Below are 17,777 nucleotides of genomic sequence, written 5' to 3'. Positions count from 1 at the left end.
GTACTGCGGAGCGTGCCGGGGCCGGGACTGGGCTCGATGCTGGCCGACTGACAACCCGATACCGCTTCACTAGACTGACGCGGGTGGCTGAGCGATTCGTGGTGACCGGCGGCAACCGGTTGTCAGGCGAAGTCGCGGTGGGGGGCGCAAAGAACAGCGTGCTCAAGCTGATGGCCGCGGCGTTGTTGGCCGAAGGCACCAGCACCATCACCAATTGCCCGGACATCCTCGATGTGCCGCTGATGGCCGAGGTGCTGCGCGGCCTCGGCGCGACCGTCGAACTCGACGGCGACGTCGCCCGCATCACGTCGCCCGATGAGCCCAAATACGACGCCGACTTCGCCGCGGTGCGCCAGTTCCGGGCTTCGGTGTGCGTGCTGGGCCCACTGGTCGGTCGGTGCAAGCGGGCCCGCGTCGCCCTCCCGGGCGGAGACGCGATCGGGTCGCGGCCGCTGGACATGCACCAGGCCGGCCTGCGCCAGCTGGGCGCGCATTGCAACATCGAGCACGGCTGTGTGGTGGCGCAGGCTGATACGTTGCGCGGCGCGGAGATTCAGTTGGAGTTTCCGTCGGTGGGGGCTACCGAGAACATCCTGATGGCCGCGGTCGTGGCCGAAGGCGTGACCACGATCCACAACGCCGCACGAGAACCGGACGTCGTCGATCTGTGCACGATGTTGAACCAGATGGGCGCGCAGGTCGAAGGCGCCGGTTCGCCGACGATGACCATCACCGGCGTCCCGCGGCTGCACCCGACCGAACATCGCGTCATCGGGGATCGGATCGTCGCCGCCACGTGGGGTATCGCCGCCGCCATGACGCGCGGAGACATCGAGATCACCGGCGTTGACCCGGCGCACCTGCAGGTCGTGCTGCACAAGTTGCACGACGCGGGCGCCACGGTCACCCAGACGGAAAACAGCTTTCGCGTGGCCCAATACGAGCGGCCGAAGGCCGTCAACGTGGCGACCCTGCCGTTTCCCGGATTCCCCACCGACCTGCAGCCCATGGCGATCGCGCTGGCATCGATCGCCGATGGCACGTCGATGATCACCGAGAACGTGTTCGAGGCGCGGTTTCGTTTCGTCGAGGAAATGATTCGGCTGGGTGCCGACGCCCGCACCGACGGGCACCACGCCGTCGTGCGCGGGCTGCCGCAATTGTCGAGCGCGCCGGTGTGGTGTTCGGACATTCGGGCAGGTGCCGGCCTGGTGTTGGCGGGGCTGGTCGCCGACGGAGACACCGAGGTCCACGACGTCTTTCACATCGATCGCGGCTACCCGTTGTTCGTGGAAAACCTGGCGATTTTGGGAGCGGAGATCGAGCGGGTAGAGTAACCAAAGTCAGTGCCCCACAAGCCCGATCACCAACGCGAAGGTGGACGAAGTCGGGGCTTGACTCCCTCGCTGGATTGGTACTAGCCTGGCACGGCTGCTCCCGAAACGGTCTCTGGAAGACCAAAACTGGGAGTTGACGAAACTGCCGGAACTGTATTAAGCTGGCAGGGTTGCCCCAAAACGGGCGAAACAAGTGTTGTTTGAGAACTCAATAGTGTGTTTGGTGTTTTTGTTTGTTGTTGTTTTTTGGCCATATCTATAACACCCCCGTGTGCGGATATGGCCGGTTATTTTGATGCCAGTTAATGGTGTCTTTTTGTTAGGTCAGATTTTCTCTGATTGTGAATTCACCTCGTTCATCGAGGAGTTTTTGTTTGGAGAGTTTGATCCTGGCTCAGGACGAACGCTGGCGGCGTGCTTAACACATGCAAGTCGAACGGAAAGGCCCCTTCGGGGGTACTCGAGTGGCGAACGGGTGAGTAACACGTGGGCAATCTGCCCTGCACTTCGGGATAAGCCTGGGAAACTGGGTCTAATACCGGATAGGACCTTTAGACGCATGTCTTTTGGTGGAAAGCTTTTGCGGTGTGGGATGGGCCCGCGGCCTATCAGCTTGTTGGTGGGGTGATGGCCTACCAAGGCGACGACGGGTAGCCGGCCTGAGAGGGTGTCCGGCCACACTGGGACTGAGATACGGCCCAGACTCCTACGGGAGGCAGCAGTGGGGAATATTGCACAATGGGCGCAAGCCTGATGCAGCGACGCCGCGTGGGGGATGACGGCCTTCGGGTTGTAAACCTCTTTCACCATCGACGAAGGTTCGGGTTTTCTCGGATTGACGGTAGGTGGAGAAGAAGCACCGGCCAACTACGTGCCAGCAGCCGCGGTAATACGTAGGGTGCGAGCGTTGTCCGGAATTACTGGGCGTAAAGAGCTCGTAGGTGGTTTGTCGCGTTGTTCGTGAAATCTCACGGCTTAACTGTGAGCGTGCGGGCGATACGGGCAGACTAGAGTACTGCAGGGGAGACTGGAATTCCTGGTGTAGCGGTGGAATGCGCAGATATCAGGAGGAACACCGGTGGCGAAGGCGGGTCTCTGGGCAGTAACTGACGCTGAGGAGCGAAAGCGTGGGGAGCGAACAGGATTAGATACCCTGGTAGTCCACGCCGTAAACGGTGGGTACTAGGTGTGGGTTTCCTTCCTTGGGATCCGTGCCGTAGCTAACGCATTAAGTACCCCGCCTGGGGAGTACGGCCGCAAGGCTAAAACTCAAAGGAATTGACGGGGGCCCGCACAAGCGGCGGAGCATGTGGATTAATTCGATGCAACGCGAAGAACCTTACCTGGGTTTGACATGCACAGGACGCGTCTAGAGATAGGCGTTCCCTTGTGGCCTGTGTGCAGGTGGTGCATGGCTGTCGTCAGCTCGTGTCGTGAGATGTTGGGTTAAGTCCCGCAACGAGCGCAACCCTTGTCTCATGTTGCCAGCGGGTAATGCCGGGGACTCGTGAGAGACTGCCGGGGTCAACTCGGAGGAAGGTGGGGATGACGTCAAGTCATCATGCCCCTTATGTCCAGGGCTTCACACATGCTACAATGGCCGGTACAAAGGGCTGCGATGCCGCAAGGTTAAGCGAATCCTTTTAAAGCCGGTCTCAGTTCGGATTGGGGTCTGCAACTCGACCCCATGAAGTCGGAGTCGCTAGTAATCGCAGATCAGCAACGCTGCGGTGAATACGTTCCCGGGCCTTGTACACACCGCCCGTCACGTCATGAAAGTCGGTAACACCCGAAGCCAGTGGCCTAACCCTTGGGAGGGAGCTGTCGAAGGTGGGATCGGCGATTGGGACGAAGTCGTAACAAGGTAGCCGTACCGGAAGGTGCGGCTGGATCACCTCCTTTCTAAGGAGCACCACGAAAAGCACTCCAATTGGTGGGGTGCGAGCCGTGAGGGGTTCTCGTCTGTAGTGGACGGGAGCCGGGTGCACAACAGCAAATGATTCCCAGACACACTATTGGGCCCTGAGACAACACTCGGTCAGTCCGTGTGGAGTCCCTCCATCTTGGTGGTGGGGTGTGGTGTTTGAGTATTGGATAGTGGTTGCGAGCATCTAGATGAGCGCGTAGTCCTTTGTGGCTGATGCGTTTATCGAAATGTGTAATTTCTTTTTTAACTCTTGTGTAAGTAAGTGTTTAAGGGCGCATGGTGGATGCCTTGGCATCGAGAGCCGATGAAGGACGTGGGAGGCTGCGATATGCCTCGGGGAGCTGTCAACCTAGCATTGATCCGAGGATTTCCGAATGGGGAAACCCAGCACGAGTGATGTCGTGTTACCCGCATCTGAATATATAGGGTGCGGGAGGTAACGCGGGGAAGTGAAACATCTCAGTACCCGTAGGAGAAGAAAACAATTGTGATTCCGTCAGTAGTGGCGAGCGAACGCGGAACAGGCTAAACCGCACGCATGCGATACCGGGTAGGGGTTGTGTGTGCGGGGTTGTGGGAGGATACATCTCAGCTCTACCTGGCTGAGGGGTAGTCAGAAAGTGTCGTGGTTAGCGGAAGTGACCTGGGATGGTCTGCCGTAGACGGTGAGAGCCCGGTACGCGAAAACCCGTCACCTACCTTGTATCAATTCCCGAGTAGCAGCGGGCCCGTGGAATCTGCTGTGAATCTGCCGGGACCACCCGGTAAGCCTAAATACTTCTCGATGACCGATAGCGGATTAGTACCGTGAGGGAATGGTGAAAAGTACCCCGGGAGGGGAGTGAAATAGTACCTGAAACCGTGTGCCTACAATCCGTCAGAGCCTCCTTGTGGGGTGATGGCGTGCCTTTTGAAGAATGAGCCTGCGAGTCAGGGACACGTCGCGAGGTTAACCCGTGCGGGGTAGCCGCAGCGAAAGCGAGTCTGAATAGGGCGCATCCCCTTTGGGGTGTAGTGGCGTGTTCTGGACCCGAAGCGGAGTGATCTACCCATGGCCAGGGTGAAGCGCGGGTAAGACCGCGTGGAGGCCCGAACCCACTTAGGTTGAAGACTGAGGGGATGAGCTGTGGGTAGGGGTGAAAGGCCAATCAAACTCCGTGATAGCTGGTTCTCCCCGAAATGCATTTAGGTGCAGCGTTGCGTGGTTCACCACGGAGGTAGAGCTACTGGATGGCCGATGGGCCCTACTAGGTTACTGACGTCAGCCAAACTCCGAATGCCGTGGTGTAAAGCGTGGCAGTGAGACGGCGGGGGATAAGCTCCGTACGTCGAAAGGGAAACAGCCCAGATCGCCGGCTAAGGCCCCTAAGCGTGTGCTAAGTGGAAAAGGATGTGTAGTCGCAGAGACAACCAGGAGGTTGGCTTAGAAGCAGCCACCCTTGAAAGAGTGCGTAATAGCTCACTGGTCAAGTGATTATGCGCCGATAATGTAGCGGGGCTCAAGCACACCGCCGAAGCCGCGGCACATTCACCTTTACGGTGGATGTGGGTAGGGGAGCGTCCCTCATTCAGCGAAGCCTCCGGGTGACCGGTGGTGGAGGATGGGGGAGTGAGAATGCAGGCATGAGTAGCGATAAGGCAAGTGAGAACCTTGCCCGCCGTAAGACCAAGGGTTCCTGGGCCAGGCCAGTCCGCCCAGGGTGAGTCGGGACCTAAGGCGAGGCCGACAGGCGTAGTCGATGGACAACGGGTTGATATTCCCGTACCCGTGTATGGGCGTCCCTGATGAATCAGCGGTACTAACCACCCAAAACCGGATCGACCATTCCCCTTCGGGGGCATGGAGTTTCGGGGCTGCGTGGGACCTTCGCTGGTAGTAGTCAAGCAATGGGGTGACGCAGGAAGGTAGCCGTACCAGTCAGTGGTAATACTGGGGCAAGCCTGTAGGGAGAGCGATAGGCAAATCCGTCGCTCATTAATCCTGAGAGGTGATGCATAGCCGGTTGAGGTGAATTCGGTGATCCTCTGCTGCCAAGAAAAGCCTCTAGCGAGCACATACACGGCCCGTACCCCAAACCAACACAGGTGGTCAGGTAGAGAATACCAAGGCGTACGAGATAACTATGGTTAAGGAACTCGGCAAAATGCCCCCGTAACTTCGGGAGAAGGGGGGCCGGAATACCGTGAACACCCTTGCGGTGGGAGCGGGATCCGGCCGCAGAAACCAGTGGGTAGCGACTGTTTACTAAAAACACAGGTCCGTGCGAAGTCGCAAGACGATGTATACGGACTGACGCCTGCCCGGTGCTGGAAGGTTAAGAGGACCCGTTAACCGTAAGGTGAAGCGGAGAATTTAAGCCCCAGTAAACGGCGGTGGTAACTATAACCATCCTAAGGTAGCGAAATTCCTTGTCGGGTAAGTTCCGACCTGCACGAATGGCGTAACGACTTCCCAACTGTCTCAACCATAGACTCGGCGAAATTGCACTACGAGTAAAGATGCTCGTTACGCGCGGCAGGACGAAAAGACCCCGGGACCTTCACTACAACTTGGTATTGGTGTTCGGTACGGTTTGTGTAGGATAGGTGGGAGACTGTGAAATACAGACGCCAGTTTGTATGGAGTCGTTGTTGAAATACCACTCTGATCGTATTGGACACCTAACGTCGAACCGTATATCCGGTTCACGGACAGTGCCTGGTGGGTAGTTTAACTGGGGCGGTTGCCTCCTAAAATGTAACGGAGGCGCCCAAAGGTTCCCTCAACCTGGACGGCAATCAGGTGACGAGTGTAAGTGCACAAGGGAGCTTGACTGCGAGACTTACAAGTCAAGCAGGGACGAAAGTCGGGACTAGTGATCCGGCACCCCCGAGTGGAAGGGGTGTCGCTCAACGGATAAAAGGTACCCCGGGGATAACAGGCTGATCTTCCCCAAGAGTCCATATCGACGGGATGGTTTGGCACCTCGATGTCGGCTCGTCGCATCCTGGGGCTGGAGCAGGTCCCAAGGGTTGGGCTGTTCGCCCATTAAAGCGGCACGCGAGCTGGGTTTAGAACGTCGTGAGACAGTTCGGTCTCTATCCGCCGCGCGCGTCAGAAACTTGAGGAAACCTGTCCCTAGTACGAGAGGACCGGGACGGACGAACCTCTGGTATACCAGTTGTTCCACCAGGAGCACGGCTGGATAGCCACGTTCGGACAGGATAACCGCTGAAAGCATCTAAGCGGGAAACCTTCTCCAAGATCAGGTTTCTCACCCTTTTAGAGGGATAAGGCCCCCCGCAGACCACGGGTTCGATAGGCCAGACCTGGAAGCTCAGCAATGAGTGCAGGGAACTGGCACTAACCGGCCGAAAACTTACCAACACACAATCGCAACCACAGTCCAATTCATGGCTTCATTGCCGTGTAACACCGCACCCCCCACCAAACAAATTTAAATAGAGTTACGGCGGCCACAGCGACAGGGAAACGCCCGGTCCCATTCCGAACCCGGAAGCTAAGCCTGTCAGCGCCGATGATACTGCCCATACGGGTGGAAAAGTAGGACACCGCCGAACATACACAAAAACACCCCCGGCAACGGGGGTGTTTTTGCATTTGCAGCCAAAAGCGGTGGGGGACAGGCAGTTCCGGTGAGGGCGCCGGCAGTTGGAGAGATATCGGCGCCACGGTCAGCTCATGTGCACAGCCTCTGCTTCGGAGCTGGATCGCGGCGGACGGTTCACTCGACGGGTATGCGGGGGTCCGGCCGGGGCGTGGCGAAGTGCCAAACCTGCGTCGCCTCAGTGGGTGTCGATGCGCGCGGCCCGGCCGGCAGGGCGTCGCCGTGACCGATGTTCAATCGAACGACGTTGTCGTGAACCGGATGTCGACCGGGACGCGCGGGGTGATCGTTGAGCTATCCGGCAAACGGCGGGCGTGCCATCACCGTGGGACGGATCCCATAGCGCGGACCGGCACCGGACGAGCCGGCGCCGGCACCCGCCAGTGGCATCCCGCCCAGCAGGTTTCCGGGCCCTGACGTTTCCGGAGTTGTGATGAAGCGGCTGAGCGGAATTGGCGAAGCCCCAGAGGCCACGGCCGGGCCTGCGGCCGAGGCCCAGCTGGCCGGCACGGAGAGGCCGCCGACCGGGGCCGCGCTAGCCAGACCCGCTGAGATGGCACCGCCTGCGGCGCCCACGGCCCGCCCAGCAGCGGGTACGGCCGCCGCGGCAGCGGCGCCCGCCCCTTCGGCGGCCGCTTTGGCGGCCGGCGCCACGGCCTTCGACAGCGATAGAAAGTGGGTCGACATGCCGGTAACGCGATAAACCATCGCGAGGGTGTTCTGGGCGGGGCTGGCATATTCTGCCCAGGCGTCAAACGCGGGATTCTGTTCCAGCAGATCCGTGATCGGCACCGGGGCCGTTTCCCCGGCCGTCGGCGAGGCGAGTGTCTGCAGCGTGGGCGGCACTGAGGACAGCAACTGTGATTGCGTGGACTCAGCGCCGCCGGCCGACGTGCCGGCCGCCCGGGCGACCGAGGCGGCTTGCATGGCCTCGCCGCCGGGGTTCGTCGTCTCAGTCGGTCGAGTGAACGGCGTTACTTGGGCAACCGGAGCGCTCTGGCCGGCGTAGCCGTACATCGCGCCTGCGTCTTGAGCCCACATTTCCGCGTACTGCGCCTCGAGCTGCGTGATCAGCGGCGTGTTTTGACCCAGGACATTGGTCGACACCGCCTGCACAAGCTGGATGCGATTGGCCTCGATCAGGGGCGGAGGCACGGTGGCGCTAAACGCGGCCTCGTACGCGGCCGTTGCGGCCCTGGCCGAGATGGCGGCTTGTTCGGCCTGCGCGGCGGTGGTTCGCATCCAGGCCACATAGGGTTCGGCGGCGCTTGCCATTTGCGCCGACGCCGGGCCCATCCACTCTTCGCTGACCAGTTGCGTGATGATCCTCTCGTAGTCAGCCGCAGCGGAATCTAACTCGGCCGCCAGCAGGTTCCAGGCCCGTGCCGCAGCCATCAGCGACGCCGGCCCCGCGCCGGAATACATGCGCCCAGAATGGATCTCCGGGGGTAACGCTCCGAAATCCAGCATCTCTCACCGTCCTCAGCTGGATGCGGCGGCGTTGATGGCCTCGGTTGCCTCATAGGAGCCGGCGCCGAGGTGCAGCATTCTCACGAAGCTGTCGTGAATCATCGTGGCCTGGGCGCAGACCGTCTGATACATCTGCGCGTGCGTGGCGAACTGAGCCGCGACCAGCACCGAGACCTCGTCGGTTGCCGCGGGAACCACGCCCGTTGTGGGCGTCGCCGCGGCTGCATTCTGTGCGGCCAGCGCCGAACCGATAGCGGCCAGGTTCCGTGCTGCGGCGGATAACGCTTCCGGTTGGGTCGTCACGAACGACACGGTGATTTCTCTCCTCGCTGGTTCAGGTTTCCGGCGGCCTCCAAAAAGCCGCTCCCCCAGCGAGGTTAGGTGCTGCGTGACCAATAGTGTATTAATAAAGACAAGTGTTCATCTTCAGCTACATTCAGTTCATTTCTATGAACTTTCACGTACATATATGTACCTACGATCACATATGTGAACCGTCGTCCACTCATACGGGCTAGTTGCCGCGGTCGCAGAGGGGCACCGCGTTCGTGACTGAACGGCTGACGCTGTCGGCTGCGCCGGGCGGTACTCGTGCACAAATATCTGACCACAGTTTCGGGCGGCACTGGCGCGTATGCGAAAGCCGCCGACCAGGCGAGGGGACCGATTAGTGGATTACGGCGCGCTTCCGCCGGAAGTCAACTCCGGGCGTATGTACGTCGGGGCGGGTGCGGGGCCGATGTTGGCGGCCGCCGCAGCCTGGGACGGGCTGGCCACCGATTTGTACATCGCGGCCGCGTCCCACACCTCGCTGATCTCTGAACTCACATGCCTATGGACGGGTCCCGCGTCGGCATCGATGGCCAGCGCTTCGGCGCCGTACGTGGCGTGGCTGGCCGCGACCGCCGCGCGCGCCGAGCAGACGGCCGTCCAGGCGAAGGCCGCCGTCGCAGCCTACGAGGCAGCGTTTGCGATGACGGTTCCACCACCGGTGATTGCCGCCAACCGCGCGCAATTGATGATGTTGGTCGCGACGAATTTCTTCGGGCAGAACGTCCCCGCGATCGCGGCGACCGAGGCCCAATACGCCGAGATGTGGGCCCAGGATGCGGCCGCGATGTACGGCTACGCCGCGGCGTCGGCCGGCGCGTCGGCGTTGACCACCTTCGATGAGCCGCCCTCCACCACCACCCCGGCGGGGCAGGGCGGACAAGCGGCGGCGGTCGCCCACGCCGCCGACACAGCGGCCGGAACGAGCACCCAGCCCGGCGCATCCACCTCCGGGCTGGCAAATCTCAGACTGGTCTCCGACGGACTGGTGGATGCATCGACTGGGTCATCGGGATCGTCCACATCGGAATCCTGGAAAAAGTGGACATCCCTATATACCAGCCACCTTGGGATCGCCTATAACCATATGGGCGACTGGGAGCACATGATGAAGCTCTGGGAAGGTGCCATGCCGGCCGCCGCTACCAGCAAAGGTATTACCGCAGCCACGGCCGTGCCCGGTGTGGGCGGAACCCTCGGTGGCGGCCCGGTGTCCTCGGGCGCGTCGTCGGCTGTCTCGGCGGGTCTGGGCAGGGCGGGCACGGTGGGCCACTTGTCGGTGCCGCAGAGTTGGGCCGCTGCGGCCCCGGCGACGACCGCGGAAAGCAACCTGTCGGCGCTCAGCAGCGCCACTGTTGGCTCCGAAGCAAAGGGAGGGGGCCTGCTCCGCGGCATACCGCTGACCGGCACGGGCCGGTCTGCCGGTGGGAAGGTGGTTGGACAGCGATACGGCTTCCGCCATGCCGTCATGGCGCGGTCGGTGGTCGGTGGATAAACGCCGAGACTGGTGACTCGCGCCGATCGCTGGTGTCGACGTTCGCGCGAGTTGGCCTATTTGTCCGAAGTGAACCAGGCAACCTTGGCCTGCCACGATCGGGCAGACCCGTAGGCGAAGCCGATTGCGCTCAGGCAGGCGCACAACCAGACGGGCAAGACGATATCGGAGCCCGCCCAGGCAGTGCCCATCTGAATCACGGTGGCTGCCACGCCGAATGCGGCCGAGGTCAGATAAAGGTCGACGGTCGTCGTCGAGCGGGGATCCGTCCGCAGAATCAGGAGCAGTCGTCCGGCGTAGCCGAGTAGGTAGATCATCAGGGCGCCCAATACCAACCAGTAAGCCGCAAGCCAGACGTCGCTGGCCGGGGCGGCGAAGAAGTCCAGGTGATGGCCTTCGTCGGCGATGATGAACAGCGCCACCAGCAGCGGTACCGCAAGCCGCAGCGGCCGTGTGACGTGCTTGCGGAACAGATTGCGCTCGTGGGTTTCGTCGACGAGACGGATGAGGCCATGCCGGATGATGGCCGTCACCGCGAAGATCCAGCAGATGTGGCCGAGGAGATGTTGTACGTTCCACAGCCCGAAGACGCGGTGCAGGGGTGGGCCGAGCGCGGCCGCCGCCCAGTGCGACATCAGCAGCACGGCGCAGCCGTGCAGGGCGATGTTGCGGGTTGCGCCGGCCTCCCATCGGGAGCGCCAGGTGTCGCGTCGGATCCACAGGCTGCACAGGATGGCGGCCAAGGTGGCGATGATGAGTGCGGTTTTGATCATTAAGTGGGTCCCGGCAGTGCCGCTCAGACGGGCGGACTGTTGGGATCGGGGCGAAGGTCGCGCAGTCTGGGCGGGCCGGCCTGGCCGGCCTGGGATTCCAGGTACTCGGCGACCGACGCGGGTTCGATCAGGCCGTAGCGGACCTGCAGGTCAATCGGGTTCAGCCCCAAATATTTAGCCGCCCTGATCAGGTTGTCGGCGGTGATCAGCCTGCCCTCGCGCGCCGCCTTGTAGTACGCGGACTTGCGGTAGCCGAATGCTTCGTAGACCTCGGTGGCCGCCAAGGGCCTACCCACCAGGTACGGCAGGACCACGGCTGGGTCCTTCGCACTGTCGTCCACAAATATGGACGATAGCGCCGTTCGACGCACCTCGCAAAAGAAGCGCGGGGGCGTCAATCGAACAGCGTTGCGCAGCTGTGGGTCCGTTCCAGATCCAGCAGTGTGCGTTTGCGCTGGAGGCCGCCGCCGTAGCCGGTGAGGCTGCCGTTCGCGCCGATCACCCGGTGGCACGGGACGACGATGGCGATCGGGTTGTGCCCGTTGGCCAATCCCACGGCGCGGGCGGATCCGGGAGCCCCGATCTGTTCGGCGATTCGTCCATACGACCTGGTCTCTCCGTAGGGGATCGTCAGCAACGCCTTCCACACGCGCCGCTGAAACTCGGAGCCGTGCAGATCGAACTCGAGATCGAAGTCGGTGCGCTCGCCGGCGAAATAGGCGGTCAGCTGCTCGACGGCAGCGCCGAAGGCCCGCGGGTTCGGCGACCAGCCGGTGCGGCTCGGCTCATATGTCTGGTCAACCATCCGTAGGTTCGTCAGCACCGAGCCGCGACCGGCCAGGGTCAGCAATCCGATGGGGCTGTCGATGGTGCGGTACTCGATCATGCGACCTCCTGTGGCGGCCAATGGTTTACGGGATGCTCGAGGGTGGTCCAAAGATATTGGGTGGCATAGGAACGCCAGGGGCGCCAACGGGCGCCACGTTCGACGAGGGAGCGTTCGTCGGACGGCAATCCCAGCTGTTTGGCGGCCAGGCGCAGCCCGAGATCGCTGGCGGGGAAGGCATCCGGGTCGCCGAGGCCGCGCATCGCAATCACTTCCGCGGTCCAGGGGCCCACCCCGGGCAACGCGAGCAATTGTCTGCGGGCACTGTCCCAGTCGCAGCCCGTGTGCAGCACGATGTTGCCGTCGGCGAGGCCGGCGACCAATGCGCTCAGCGTGCGGCGGCGGGCGTTGGGCACCGCAAGGTGGACGGGGTCGATCTCGGCGAGCTCTTCGACGGACGGGAAGGTGTGGGTCAACGTCCCCTCGGCATCGTGGACCGGCCGTCCGTACGCGGCGACCAAACGCCCGGCGTGGGTGCTGGCGGCCCTGGTGGACACCTGCTGTCCGAGCACCGCGCGCACCGCAAGTTCGGCCTCGTCGACCGTGCGCGGAATGCGCTGCCCGGGCGCCTTGGCCACGACGGGGCGCAGCTCCGCGTCCCCGCCCAGTGCTTCGTCGACCGCTTCGGGGTCCGCATCCAGGTCCAGCAGCCGCCGGCAGCGGGCGATCGCCGTGGTCAGATCGCGGAAATCGTCGAGCACGAGGACGCACCGGACATGGTCGACGGCGGGCGCCAGCGTCACGATGGCGTTGCCGAACGGAAGGCGCAAGCTGCGTCGGTACGCGCCGTCGCGGACCTCCTCGCAACCTGGGACCGTGCCGGCCGCGAGATGACCGAAGACGCCCTCGTAGGCGAAGGGTGTGCGGACCGGAAGCCGAAGGCACACGGTGCCAGGCGAATTGGCCTGCGCTGCGGTCCGCGCGGCGGCGCGCTCGCGCAGGGCGCTCGGTGTGCCTTCGAACACCGAACGCACGGTGTCGTTGAACTGCCGGATGCTGGAAAAACCCGCGGCGAATGCGACGTCGCCGAACGGCAGGTCCGTCGTCTCGATCAGCACGCGGGCGGTCTGCGCCCGCTGCGCACGGGCCAGTGCGAGGGGTCCGGCACCGACCTCGGCCTGCAGGAGCCGTTCGAGCTGGCGCGTGGTGTAGCCGAGGTGGGCGGCCAGACCGCCGACGCCATCGCGGTCCACCGTGCCGTCGGCGATGAGCCGCATCGTGCGCGCCACCACGTCACCGCGCACGTTCCATTCCGGGGATCCTGGAGAGGCGTCGGGACGGCACCGTTTGCAGGCCCGAAAGCCGGCCCGCTGGGCGGCCGCCGCCGTGGGGTAAAACCGCACGTTACGGGCGAACGGCGGCCGCACCGGGCAACTGGGACGGCAATAGATTCCGGTGGTCAGCACGGCGGTGACGAACCAGCCGTCGAACCGCGCGTCCTTGGACTGGACGGCGCGGTAGCAGCGGTCGAAATCGTCGTGCACGCTTCCAGGCTTACACCCGCGGACCGACAAAACTAGCGGAAAAGCGACATCGTGGTGAGCGGCCGGCGCACCGGCGCCGGTCGGCTCACGTCCAAGTGGCTTTCTTGTCGATTCGAGGTATTTCCAGCACACGATGGTATTTACTGTGACCCAACTCGCCGGCTCGGACGGCGTGACCCGACGGGGTGAGTGAGTTCGGGGAAAGGCGAACTGATGAAGCGGCTGGCGACGTGGTGGGGGCAGGACGACCACTTCGATTGGCTGACAGGCTATTTGCAAGCGCACGGGCTGAGCACCTACACCCGCAGGGTGTTGGCGGTGGTGGCGGCGTCATTGATGCTGGTGCCCGTGAACGTGTTCTACGGCCCCGTCCCGTTGTATCCACATGTGGCGCTGACGGTTTCGGTTGTGGCCGCGGTGATCGGAATGGCGATGACGGTGCTGTGGTTGAGTGGGTGGCCCACTCGGCGCCAGTCGATTTTCTACATCATGACCGGCACGGTCTCCATTGGCGGTGGCTGCCTGTGGCAGCCCCAGCCGCTCGTCGGCCTGATGGCGTGCTCGGCGCTGTCGGTGACAGGCGGCTACATCGCGTTCTTCCACACCTCCAAGCTCATGACGCTCAACTTCTGCGCGGCCAGCGCGATCGGCGCCTGGCAAGCGGTGCGCCTGGCCGCCACCGGGCAGGCCGTGCTGGCCTTCACCGGCTACTTCCTGGTGCTGGAACTCAACGTGGTCGTCCCGCTCGCCATCCAGGTCGTGGTGCGCGCCCTGTGGGTGGATCTCTCGCGGGCCAACCGCGACCCGCTGACCGGCTTGCTGAACCGGCGCGCCTGCGACCGGGCGATCGTCGGCCGGATGCTCGCCGGCGCCCACCACATGTTCCTGGCGGTGGCGATGGTCGACCTGGACCGCTTCAAAGAGCTCAACGACACCCGCGGGCACGCCGCCGGCGATGAGGCGCTCATCGAGGTGGCGGGCACCCTGACGACCGCCTGCGGTGAGACGGCCATCGTCGGGCGCGTCGGCGGGGAGGAATTCTTGGTCGCCGACATCGTCACCGCCGAACAATTGCCGGAGTGGGGCCGACAGCTCTGTGACGCGATCGCCGCGATGGATACGTCGGTGACCGCCAGCGTCGGAATCGCCACCCTGGCGTTGCGCAGCGTCGTCTCGGACTATGCCGAGCACTCATTCCACCAACTGGTCGCCCAGGCCGACACCGCGATGTATGAAGCCAAACGGTGCGGCGGCAACCAGAGTCGCCACCGTCAGGTGGCGGTCTGAGCCCGCCGAAGACCTACTGAGCGGGTGGAGCGACGTCGACGAGTGACGCCAAGCGGGTGGGACGCTCGTGCCCGCGCAGGGTGACCGTGTCGCCCAACGACCAACGGGCCCGCTCTTTTTCGCTTGCTCCCTCGATGGCGTCGGCCGTCGCCAGCAGACGGTTGGTGTGTGACTTGGCGAGCTCGCACAGCCGCGCCGCCTCGTTGACCGGCTCACCGATCACGGTGTATTCGAATCGTTCTTTGGCGCCGACATTTCCGGCAATGACCTGACCCGCCGCCACACCGATGCCGGCCTCGAGGTCGGACATCTCGTCGGCCAGCCGTTCGGCGATGCACCGCGCGGCGGCCAAGGCCGCATCTTCGGGACTATCCAGCCGGTTCGGCGCACCGAAGATCGCCAGCGACGCGTCGCCCTCGAATTTGTTGACCAGCCCGCAGTAGCGGTCCACCTCCTCGACGACGATCGCGAAGAAACGGTTCAGCACCGCAACGACTTCGGCCGCAGGTTGGCTCGTCACCAGCTGCGTCGAACCCACGATGTCGATGAAGACGACGGCCACGTGGCGTTCCTCGCCGCCCAGCTTCGGCCGTTCGCGTTCCGCGGCCAGCGCGACCTCACGCCCGACATGGCGGCCGAACAGATCGCGCACACGTTCGCGCTCGCGCAGGCCGTCGACCATCGTGTTGAAACCGCGTTGCAGCTCGCCGAGTTCGGTGCCGTCGAACACCACGAGGTCCCCGCGCAGATCGCCCCGCTCGACGCGCGCGAGCGCCGCACGGACCACCCGCACGGGCGTCGCGGTGAGCCAGGCCAGGATCCACATCAGGACGCATCCGAAGATCAATGGCGCCATCGACACGATCAAAACCGCCACCGCGAACTGCGTCTGGGTCAGATTGCGCAGCACCAGCTCGAAAAAAGCCAGCATCATGATCCCGATGACGGGCACGGCCGAGCCGAGGAACCAGACCACCATCGTCCGGCCCATGATGCCCGCCGCGAACCGCCGCGGCGGTGGCCCCGCCTCGAGCGCCTGGGCGGCCACGGGACGCAGCGCGAACTCCGCGAGCAGATAGCTAGCGGTGGCGACCACCACCCCGCAAAAGCTCACGACGAGAAGGAACCGCGGGATGAACTGGGTGTTGGCCAAGCCGAACAGCGTCGTCAGCAGTATCGTCCCGACGCCCCACAAGACGAGGTCGACAAGCGCGATGCGCCACGGGGCCACAAAGGTGTTCCGCTCGTCCTCGGCAGTCGGCGTGCGCTCCTCGATCGCCCAGCGCAGCGCGATCACGGTCCGGCGGGTGATCCAATACGTGCCCCACGCCGAGGCCGCCACGATGTAGGCCGGTGAAGCCCCGAAGGTGATCCACGCCGGCGCGTCGTCGAACACGCTCGGCACCGGAATGGCGACGGTCACCAAAAACAGGGCGACGGCCACGCCGATCAGGTTCGCCCCCAGCACCAGCACCGTCATGATGATCTGGATGCGCACCCGGCGACGCCCCTGGCTCTCCGACACCCGCCCGAGCAGCAGGGAGCCGTAGGCCGGCGTCTTCGGCAGACGGCCGCTCTGACGGGTGACGCGCTCGAGCACCCGGCCTATTCGTTGCGCCAAAGACCTGTTGGCCGACATGGTGGCGTCAGCCTAATTTGTCGGCCACGCTCTAAGGTGAGTCGGGTGCGTCTAGTGATCGCTCAATGCACCGTTGACTACGTCGGCCGGCTCACCGCGCATCTGCCCTCCGCGCGCAGGCTGTTGCTGTTCAAGGCCGATGGGTCGGTCAGTGTGCACGCCGACGACCGCGCCTACAAGCCGCTGAATTGGATGAGCCCGCCATGCTGGCTGACCGAGCAGCCCGGTGATCCCGCGCCGGTGTGGGTCGTCGAAAACAAGGCGGGCGAACAACTGCGCATCACCGTCGAGGAGATCGAACACGACTCCAGCCACGATCTCGGCGTCGACCCGGGGCTGGTCAAGGACGGCGTCGAAGCCCACCTGCAGGCGCTGCTCGCCGAGCACGTGCAGCTGCTGGGCGAGGGGTACACCCTGGTACGTCGCGAATACATGACCGCCATTGGCCCGGTCGATCTGTTGTGCCGCGACGAACGCGGCGGCTCGGTGGCGGTGGAGATCAAGCGGCGCGGCGAGATCGACGGTGTCGAGCAGCTCACTCGCTACCTCGAGCTGCTCAACCGGGACACCCTGTTGGCGCCGGTGCAAGGGGTCTTCGCGGCTCAGCAGATCAAGCCGCAGGCGCGCACCCTCGCCGTCGATCGCGGGATCCGTTGCCTCACATTGGATTACGACAAGATGCGTGGCATGGATAACGACGAGTACCGGCTGTTCTGACGGCCCGTCACTAAACTGATCGCATGTCTCGGCGCCGCACCCCGCCACGTAGGCAGCGGCCGGTGGCGCCGCCGCCGGCGCTGCGCCGGGTGGAGGTCGGTCCCGACGGCCACGAGTACGAGGTTCGTCCTGTCGCGGCGGCCCGCGCGGTCAAGACCTATCGGTGCCCCGGTTGCGATCACGAAATCCGCTCCGGCTCAGCGCATCTGGTGGTGTGGCCGATCGATACGGCGCTCGGGGGCGGCGCGGGTCACGTCGAGGACCGCCGGCATTGGCACACGCCGTGCTGGGCGCACCGGACTACCCGCGGTCCCACCAGGAAGTGGTCTTAAAGGATCGGGTCTCAGGCGGCCGGTTCGACGAGCTCGATCAGCACGCCGCCGCCGTCCTTGGGGTGGATGAAGTTGATCCGGGAGTTTGCCGTGCCGCGACGGGGCGCGTCGTAGATCAACCGCACGCCTTGCTCGCGGAGCCGCTCGACCATGGTGTCGAGGTCGCTGACCCGAACGGCCATCTGCTGGATGCCCGGCCCGCGCTTGTCGAGGAACTTCGCGATCGTCGAGGAGTCGTCGATCGGGGCCATCAACTGGATCTGTGCGGTGCCCGCCGGGGCGCCCCGCACCGCCAGCATGGCTTCGCGGATTCCCTGCTCCTCGTTGACTTCCTCGTGCACCAGGATCATGCCGAGGTGGTCGTGGTACCAGTCGATGGCGGCGTCCAGGTCGGCGACTGCGATGCCGACGTGATCGATCGCCGTCACCAGCGAGGTGGCCAGGATCTGACGGGCGTCAACTTGATCGGTCGTCATCACATAACGGTAACCT

At 63.7% G+C, this 17,777-nt stretch carries 13 protein-coding genes and 3 rRNA genes; 8 read left to right on the top strand and 8 right to left on the bottom strand.

Annotated elements, in window-relative coordinates; all coding sequences use genetic code 11:
• Positions 1-83: 83 nt before the first annotated feature.
• The 4 genes from murA (at position 84) to rrf (ending at position 6,825) form a co-directional block, all read left to right on the top strand.
• Complete coding sequence (gene murA, locus ACZ50Z_RS13225) at positions 84-1,337, top strand: UDP-N-acetylglucosamine 1-carboxyvinyltransferase (protein WP_464483958.1); 1,254 nt, start codon at positions 84-86, stop codon at positions 1,335-1,337.
• 371 nt (positions 1,338-1,708) lie between these two features.
• Positions 1,709-3,239: ribosomal RNA gene (locus ACZ50Z_RS13220) — 16S ribosomal RNA — on the top strand.
• A 281-nt stretch (positions 3,240-3,520) separates the two neighbouring features.
• Positions 3,521-6,631: ribosomal RNA gene (locus ACZ50Z_RS13215) — 23S ribosomal RNA — on the top strand.
• 81 nt (positions 6,632-6,712) lie between these two features.
• A 5S ribosomal RNA gene (gene rrf, locus ACZ50Z_RS13210) occupies positions 6,713-6,825 on the top strand.
• The 16S, 23S and 5S rRNA genes sit together here, the layout of an rRNA operon.
• Before the next feature lie 341 nt (positions 6,826-7,166).
• Here the strand turns inward: rrf and ACZ50Z_RS13205 are convergent.
• Both ACZ50Z_RS13205 and ACZ50Z_RS13200 read right to left on the bottom strand, forming a co-directional pair.
• Positions 7,167-8,342, bottom strand: coding sequence for a PPE family protein (locus ACZ50Z_RS13205; RefSeq protein WP_464483957.1), 1,176 nt, complete (start codon positions 8,340-8,342; stop codon positions 7,167-7,169).
• Between the two features lie 12 nt (positions 8,343-8,354).
• Entirely contained in the window at positions 8,355-8,654 is a 300-nt protein-coding gene (locus tag ACZ50Z_RS13200; protein WP_464483956.1) for a PE family protein, read from the bottom strand.
• A 358-nt stretch (positions 8,655-9,012) separates the two neighbouring features.
• Between ACZ50Z_RS13200 and ACZ50Z_RS13195 the strand changes: the two genes are divergently transcribed.
• Complete coding sequence (locus ACZ50Z_RS13195; protein ID WP_464483955.1) at positions 9,013-10,167, top strand: PPE family protein; 1,155 nt, start codon at positions 9,013-9,015, stop codon at positions 10,165-10,167.
• A 56-nt stretch (positions 10,168-10,223) separates the two neighbouring features.
• Here ACZ50Z_RS13195 and ACZ50Z_RS13190 read toward each other — a convergent pair whose 3' ends face one another.
• Genes ACZ50Z_RS13190 through ACZ50Z_RS13175 form a run of 4 tightly spaced genes read right to left on the bottom strand, consistent with a single transcriptional unit; the run spans position 10,224 to position 13,310 of the window.
• The gene (locus ACZ50Z_RS13190; RefSeq protein ID WP_464483954.1) at positions 10,224-10,940 is read right to left on the bottom strand and encodes a hypothetical protein; all 717 of its coding nucleotides are present in this window, start codon (positions 10,938-10,940) and stop codon (positions 10,224-10,226) included.
• Positions 10,941-10,963: 23 nt separating this feature from the next.
• Positions 10,964-11,281, bottom strand: coding sequence for a hypothetical protein (locus ACZ50Z_RS13185; RefSeq protein ID WP_464483953.1), 318 nt, complete (start codon positions 11,279-11,281; stop codon positions 10,964-10,966).
• A gap of 53 nt (positions 11,282-11,334) precedes the next feature.
• Positions 11,335-11,826, bottom strand: a complete 492-nt coding sequence (locus ACZ50Z_RS13180; protein ID WP_464483952.1) for a methylated-DNA--[protein]-cysteine S-methyltransferase — start codon at positions 11,824-11,826, stop codon at positions 11,335-11,337.
• Positions 11,823-13,310 carry an AlkA N-terminal domain-containing protein gene (locus tag ACZ50Z_RS13175; protein WP_464483951.1) on the bottom strand — a complete coding sequence of 496 codons (1,488 nt, stop codon included), beginning with the start codon at positions 13,308-13,310 and terminating at the stop codon, positions 11,823-11,825. Before ACZ50Z_RS13175 ends, ACZ50Z_RS13180 begins: the two co-directional genes overlap by 4 nt.
• Before the next feature lie 213 nt (positions 13,311-13,523).
• On the opposite strand from ACZ50Z_RS13175, the gene ACZ50Z_RS13170 reads away from it, so the two are divergent.
• Positions 13,524-14,597, top strand: a complete 1,074-nt coding sequence (locus tag ACZ50Z_RS13170) for a GGDEF domain-containing protein (RefSeq protein WP_464483950.1) — start codon at positions 13,524-13,526, stop codon at positions 14,595-14,597.
• 13 nt (positions 14,598-14,610) lie between these two features.
• Here ACZ50Z_RS13170 and ACZ50Z_RS13165 read toward each other — a convergent pair whose 3' ends face one another.
• On the bottom strand, positions 14,611-16,236 hold the full coding sequence (locus tag ACZ50Z_RS13165; RefSeq protein WP_464483949.1) for an adenylate/guanylate cyclase domain-containing protein: 1,626 nt from the start codon (positions 16,234-16,236) through the stop codon (positions 14,611-14,613).
• Positions 16,237-16,281: 45 nt separating this feature from the next.
• On the opposite strand from ACZ50Z_RS13165, the gene nucS reads away from it, so the two are divergent.
• Positions 16,282-16,953, top strand: a complete 672-nt coding sequence (gene nucS / locus ACZ50Z_RS13160) for an endonuclease NucS (RefSeq protein WP_464483948.1) — start codon at positions 16,282-16,284, stop codon at positions 16,951-16,953.
• 23 nt (positions 16,954-16,976) lie between these two features.
• Positions 16,977-17,285, top strand: a complete 309-nt coding sequence (locus ACZ50Z_RS13155) for a hypothetical protein (protein ID WP_464483947.1) — start codon at positions 16,977-16,979, stop codon at positions 17,283-17,285.
• Between the two features lie 11 nt (positions 17,286-17,296).
• Here ACZ50Z_RS13155 and mce read toward each other — a convergent pair whose 3' ends face one another.
• Entirely contained in the window at positions 17,297-17,764 is a 468-nt protein-coding gene (gene mce, locus ACZ50Z_RS13150; protein WP_464483946.1) for a methylmalonyl-CoA epimerase, read from the bottom strand.
• Between the last annotated feature and the right edge of the window lie 13 nt (positions 17,765-17,777).

The sequence above is a fragment of the Mycobacterium sp. NTMscope_MAC_269 genome, from assembly GCF_976985695.1.
Note: the sequence above shows the minus strand (reverse complement) of the source record. Positions and strands in the feature narration are given on the sequence as shown.

Coding starts and splice junctions, on each gene's coding strand:
- ACZ50Z_RS13205 (WP_464483957.1), bottom strand. CDS start 8,342: ATGCTGGATTTCGGAGCGTTACCCCCGGAGATCCATTCTGGGCGCATG.
- ACZ50Z_RS13190 (WP_464483954.1), bottom strand. CDS start 10,940: ATGATCAAAACCGCACTCATCATCGCCACCTTGGCCGCCATCCTGTGC.
- ACZ50Z_RS13180 (WP_464483952.1), bottom strand. CDS start 11,826: ATGATCGAGTACCGCACCATCGACAGCCCCATCGGATTGCTGACCCTG.
- ACZ50Z_RS13170 (WP_464483950.1), top strand. CDS start 13,524: ATGAAGCGGCTGGCGACGTGGTGGGGGCAGGACGACCACTTCGATTGG.
- ACZ50Z_RS13165 (WP_464483949.1), bottom strand. CDS start 16,236: ATGTCGGCCAACAGGTCTTTGGCGCAACGAATAGGCCGGGTGCTCGAG.
- ACZ50Z_RS13155 (WP_464483947.1), top strand. CDS start 16,977: ATGTCTCGGCGCCGCACCCCGCCACGTAGGCAGCGGCCGGTGGCGCCG.